This window comes from Streptomyces sp. MBT65 (assembly GCF_016612545.1).
GTDB lineage: Bacteria > Actinomycetota > Actinomycetes > Streptomycetales > Streptomycetaceae > Streptomyces.
The window spans coordinates 1-5,747 of sequence record NZ_JAENRY010000412.1 but is presented as its reverse complement, the minus strand read 5'-3'; the positions used below and the strand labels follow the sequence as shown (position 1 = coordinate 5,747).

3 protein-coding genes and 1 pseudogene are annotated in these 5,747 nt (G+C 69.1%); 3 read left to right on the top strand and 1 reads right to left on the bottom strand.

Going from position 1 to position 5,747, the window contains the following annotated elements; all coding sequences use genetic code 11:
• Positions 1-364: 364 nt before the first annotated feature.
• Positions 365-1,015: pseudogene (locus JHN63_RS46665) on the top strand (S-adenosylmethionine:tRNA ribosyltransferase-isomerase); the annotation flags it as partial.
• A 299-nt stretch (positions 1,016-1,314) separates the two neighbouring features.
• Positions 1,315-2,079: a transglycosylase SLT domain-containing protein gene (locus JHN63_RS46660; protein ID WP_200691206.1), complete on the top strand. Its 765-nt coding sequence runs from the start codon at positions 1,315-1,317 to the stop codon at positions 2,077-2,079.
• A gap of 102 nt (positions 2,080-2,181) precedes the next feature.
• Here the strand turns inward: JHN63_RS46660 and JHN63_RS46655 are convergent, their stop codons facing one another.
• Positions 2,182-4,695: an FHA domain-containing protein gene (locus JHN63_RS46655; protein WP_200691205.1), complete on the bottom strand. Its 2,514-nt coding sequence runs from the start codon at positions 4,693-4,695 to the stop codon at positions 2,182-2,184.
• Between the two features lie 242 nt (positions 4,696-4,937).
• On the opposite strand from JHN63_RS46655, the gene JHN63_RS46650 reads away from it, so the two are divergent.
• Positions 4,938-5,747: streptophobe family protein (locus JHN63_RS46650; RefSeq protein WP_234478742.1), on the top strand; the 810-nt coding region annotated here is incomplete at its 3' end.

The following is a 5,747-nucleotide window of genomic DNA, read 5'->3' as shown; positions in this document are numbered from 1 at the left end:
GGGTGCCAGGGACCGGAGGGGCTGATCCAGGAACGGCCGAGGCTGCGGCATCGGGGCCGGGAGCATCAGGGCCGGGGGCTTTGGGCCGGGAGCACCGGGGCCCGTGCCTGGGACGGAAGCCCTGAAGCCGGGAGCACCGACGCCGATGCCCGGGACGGAAGCCCCGAAGCCGGCAGTACCGAGGCTTATGCCCGGGAGGGGCGCCCTGGAGCCGGACGTGTCACGCCCAAAGGTGTCGGACCTGGAGACGTCGGACGCCGAGGTACGGGAGTCGGAGGCATCGGACGCCGAGGTACCGGAGTCGGAGACATCGGACGCCGCCGTACCGGAGTCGGAGACATCGGGCTCAGGGAGGTCGGGAGCAGGCGTGCTCGCGTTGTTGCGGGAGCACGGGCGGCCCATTCGCTACTCCTATACGGAGCGGGATCAGCCCCTCTCCGTCTATCAGACGGTGTTCTCGTTGCCGCCCGAGGACGGGGCCGGCAGTGCGGAGATGCCCAGTGCCGCACGGCCCTTCACCGCGCGGCTCGTGGCGGAGCTGGTGAGTCGGGGCGTGCAGTTCGCGCCGATCACCCTGCACACGGGGGTGGCGTCGGCCGAGGTGCACGAGCCGCCGTATCCGGAGCGGTTCGCGGTGTCGGAGGTGTCGGCCCGGTTGATCAATGCCGCCCGCGCGGGGGACGGGCGGGTGATCGCGGTGGGGACCACGGCCGTGCGGGCAGTGGAGTCCGCCGCCGGGGAGGACGGGGTCGTACGCGCGCGTGCCGGGTGGACGGATCTCGTCGTCACCCCGGAGCGGGGGGTGCGGGTGGTGGACGGGCTGTTGACGGGGCTGCACGAGCCGGAGGCCTCGCATCTGCTGATGCTGGAGGCGGTCGCCGGGCGGGCCGCTGTCGATCGCAGTTACGAGGAGGCGTTGCGGGGGCTCTACCTGTGGCACGAGTTCGGGGACGTGCATCTCATCCTCCCGGAGGAGGACCCTCACGCGGTGCGTTGCTCCCGCAACTGCGGGTGAGGTCGGAGCGCGGGCGATGTGAGCCCGCACATAGGGCGCAGATCACGTACTAGGACACATAGGAGATAAACCCGACCCGCTTGAGCGGGACAGACGGCCCTGTCTGTCCCGTTTTGACCTGTGCCGGTCCACTACCCGGGATCGTACGTCACACCTTTGCCAGGGGTTTTTGCGGCCGCTAAGAATTGCAGCCGTCGCTCAGCGCCGCGGATCCCGTCCGCGGCGTTTGTGCCGGAAGCACCCGCGTCCCCGCCGGACCGAAGAGCGACCTCCGCGCAATTCGAAGAGGTCCACCCGCCATGCCCAAGAACATCAACACTCCTGGTCATAGTCGTCTGACCAAGCTGAACAAGCTGACGAAGCAGCACAAGATCGCGCTCGCCGGTGTCGCCACGCTCGGCGCCGCCGCCCTCGCCTTCTCGGCGGTGCCCGGCGACGCGGGGACGACCACCAGCGACGCCGCGTCCTCGGCGAAGGTGGCGTACAGCACGGAGCCCATCAAGGGCGTCAAGGCCAGCGTCACCGACCAGCTCGCCGGTGCCAGTGTGAAGACCGAGGCGATCCAGGCGAAGGCCGACGCGAAGGCGAAGGCGGCGAAGGACAGGGCGGACGCCGCCGCGAAGAAGAAGGCCGCCGCCGAAGCCGCCGCCAAGAAGAAGGCGGAGGCCGCCCGCAAGGCCAAGAAGGCCGCGAGCCGCTCCGCCGAGCGCCCGAAGATCCAGCCCGTCGCCGCGACGACGTACGCCAACAACCTCAACGGCTGGATCAACCACGCCCTGGCGATCATGAAGCAGAAGGGCATACCGGGCTCGTACAACGGCCTGTACAAGAACATCATGCGGGAGTCCTCGGGCAACCCGAGCGCCGTCAACGGCTGGGACGTCAACGCCGTCAACGGCACCCCGTCGATCGGTCTGCTCCAGGTCATCCAGCCGACGTTCAACGCGTACCACGTCTCCGGGACCTCGATGAGCATCTACGACCCGGTCGCGAACATCACCGCCGCGGCGAACTACGCGGCCGACCGGTACGGCTCGATCGACAACGTCAACAGCGCGTACTGAGACGCGTACCGAGGCCTCCGGCGGACCTCTGGGTCTCGGTATCGACGCCGAAGGGCGGCACCCGTGTGAGGGGTGCCGCCCTTCGGCGTCGTAGCGAACGAACTACTTGCGCATGACCTCGGGCTCGTGGCGGCGCAGGAAGCGGGCCACGAAGAAGCCGCAGATGATGCCGAGGGCGATCAGGGCGGCCATGTCCATGCCCCAGGCGCCGACGGTGTGCTCCCACAGCGGGTCGGTGGCGTCGCCGGGCTTGGGCGGGCTGATCTTGTTGAAGTCCAGCGTGGCGCCCGCGGCGCCGACCGCCCAGCGCGACGGCATCAGGTACGAGAACTGGTTGACGCCGATCGAGCCGTTCAGGGTGAACAGGCAGCCGGTGAACACGACTTGGATGATCGCGAACATGACCAGCAGCGGCATGGTCTTCTCGGACGTCTTCACCAGCGCGGAGATGATCAGGCCGAACATCATCGCGGTGAAGCCGAGACCCATGATCGGGATGCAGAGTTCGAACATGGTCTGACTGCCGAGGACCAGGCCCTGCTTGGGGATCTCCCGGCCGGCGAAGCCGATGACACCGACCATCAGACCCTGCAGCGCGGTGATCACACCGAGCACGAACACCTTGGACATCAGGTACGCGGAACGGGACAGCCCGGTCGCGCGCTCCCGTTCGTAGATGACCCGTTCCTTGATCAGCTCACGGACGGAGTTGGCCGCGCCGGCGAAGCAGGCGCCGACCGCGAGGATCAGCAGGACCGTGGTGGCCGTGCCGTTCGGGATGATGGTGCCGTTCGCCCGGGGCGGGTTGGGCAGCAGGCTGTTGCCCGAGTCGATGAGCAGGCTCACCGCGCCCAGGACGCCCGGCAGGATCACCATCAGGGCGAGGAAGCCCTTGTCGGAGGCGATCACCGCGACATAGCGGCGCACCAGCGTGACGAACTGCGACATCCAGCCCTGTGGCTTCGGCGGTTTCATGGCCTGCATCGGCGGCATCTGTACGGACTGTGGTGCGATCGCGTCGATGTCCGCGGCGTACATCTGGTAGTGCTGCGAACCCTTCCAGCGGCCGGCCCAGTCGTAGTCGCGGTAGTTCTCGAAGGCGGAGAACACGTCGGCCCAGGTGTCGTAGCCGAAGAAGTTCAGTGCCTCCTCCGGCGGGCCGAAGTAGGCGACGGCGCCGCCGGGGGCCATCACCAACAGCTTGTCGCAGATCGCCAGTTCGGCCACGGAGTGGGTGACGACGAGGACCGTGCGGCCGTCGTCGGCGAGGCCGCGCAGCAGCTGCATGACATCGCGGTCCATGCCCGGGTCGAGGCCCGAGGTGGGCTCGTCGAGGAAGATCAGCGAGGGCTTGGTGAGGAGTTCCAGGGCGACCGAGACGCGCTTGCGCTGGCCGCCGGAGAGGGAGGTGATCTTCTTCTCTTTGTGGATGTCGAGCTTCAGCTCGCGCAGCACCTCGTCGATGCGGGACTCGCGCTCGTCGCCGGTGGTGTCGGCGGGGAAGCGCAGCTTGGCCGCGTACTTGAGGGCCTTCTTGACGGTCAGTTCCTTGTGCAGGATGTCGTCCTGCGGGACCAGACCGATGCGCTGGCGCAGCTCGGCGAACTGCTTGTAGAGGTTGCGGTTGTCGTAGAGGACGTCGCCCTGGTTGGCGGGCCGGTAGCCGGTGAGCGCCTTGAGCAGGGTCGACTTGCCGGAGCCCGACGGGCCGATGACCGCGATCAGCGACTTCTCCGGTACGCCGAAGGAGACGTCCTTGAGGATCTGCTTGCCGCCGTCGACCTCGACGGTCAAGTGCCGGGCGGAGAAGGAGACTTCACCGGTGTCGACGAACTCCTCGAGCCGGTCCCCGACCAGCCGGAACGTCGAGTGGCCGACGCCGACGATGTCGTTCGGGCCGAGCAGCGCCGAGCCGCCCTTGGTGATCGGCTGGCCGTTGACGTACGTGCCGTTGTGCGAGCCGAGGTCACGGATCTCGAAGCGGCCGTCGAGCGTCGCGTGGAACTCGGCGTGGTGGCGCGAGACCTGGAGGTCGGAGACCACCAACTCGTTCTCCAGCGCACGGCCGATGCGCATCACGCGGTCCAGCGAGAACTGGTGGAACGTGGTCGGGCTGCGGTCGCCGTAGACCGGCGGCGCCCCCGCGCCGACGCCGGATCCCTGCTGCGGCGGAATGCCCCCTGCGGCGGCCGGCGGCTGGAAACGCTGCTGCTCGGGCGTCTGCCGCGGAGCTGCCTGCTGCGGGGCCTGCTGTGCCCAGCCGGGGCCCGCGCCCTGTGCCGCGTACGGCTGTTGCTGCGGCTGCGGAGCGGCGACCGGGGCCGCGGCGGCGGACAGGCTCAGGCGCGGGCCGTCGGTCGCGTTGCCCAGATGCACGGACGAGCCGGGGCCGATCTCCATCTGATGGATGCGCTGGCCCTGCACGAACGTGCCGTTGGTGCTGCCGTGGTCGTCGATGACCCAACTCCGGCCGCCCCAGCTGATCGTGGCGTGGCGCCAGGAGACCCTGGCGTCGTCGACCACGATGTCCCCCTGCGGATCACGTCCGAGGGTGTAGGGCCTGGACGAGTCGAGCGTCCAGGTCCGTCCATTCAATTCCAGTACGAGTTCCGGCACTCCATGCCCCACTGAGTAGTCCCCCGAGTTACCCCCATCACAGAGGGAGTCTAGGGATGGCGAACATCGTCGGGAACTATTTCAGGCTGCACCCCCTGACCGAAAGTCGGACCTTGTGAAGACCACGTCCGCACGCTTCCGCCGGTTCCGTTGACGGGGTTGAAACCGACCCGGAGAGTGGTAATCCACGCGAGGGGGACATGCGTGATGTCCGCACCGTGCCGCGGATCGGGGGGTCTGCCATGAACTCAGCGACGAGTGTCAGGACGGCGAGCTACGACACGAGGGTGCCCTGGGGCGACGTCCTGCTGTCCGCGATCGCCGCGGTGAGCTGGGCGCTGATCGGGATGGCGGGCACGGCCGCGCTCGGCCTGCACCTGCTGGGCGCCGACGCGACGGGTTCGCTCGGCCCGATGACCGCGGCGGTGGTGGCGCTCGGCGCGGGCGGTTCGGTCACCCCGACCGGCGACGTCTCCGCCTTCGGCCTGACCGGCGCCCAGGCGAACACGGCCGTGACGATCACACCGTTGGGCGTGAGCCTGGTGGGAGCACTGCTTCTTTCGTACTTCTTCCTACGATCCCTGCGGGCGGCGGGAGTTGTGATCGCCCCGGCCGAACTCCTCGCGCGCGCGGGCTCGGTGATCGCGCTCTTCGTGGCGATGCTCGGCGGGCTTGCGTGGGCCGGGCACGACGTCATCACGATCGACGGGAGCAAGCTGGGCCTCGACAAACTCACGGGCGGCGGCGGTAGCGGCGGCGGGGTGAACATCCCCGGGATCGGCGACATCGGTGACATCGGTGGGCTGTTGCCCGGCAAGATCAGCGACCTGGTCAAGGCGAAGGCGGCGGTCGGCTTCACGGTGGACACGGCGCCGACCCTGCTGGGCGGCCTCGGCTGGTCGGCCGGCATCCTCCTCATCGCCCTGCTGGCGTCCCGCCGTACGCCCCTCCCCCGCGGCTGGGAGGCCGTCCACCGTGTCGTACGGCCGGCCGCGTCCGCGCTCGTGGCGGTGCTGCTGGTCGCGGTCGCCGCGGGGCTCGCGGCGGCGGCG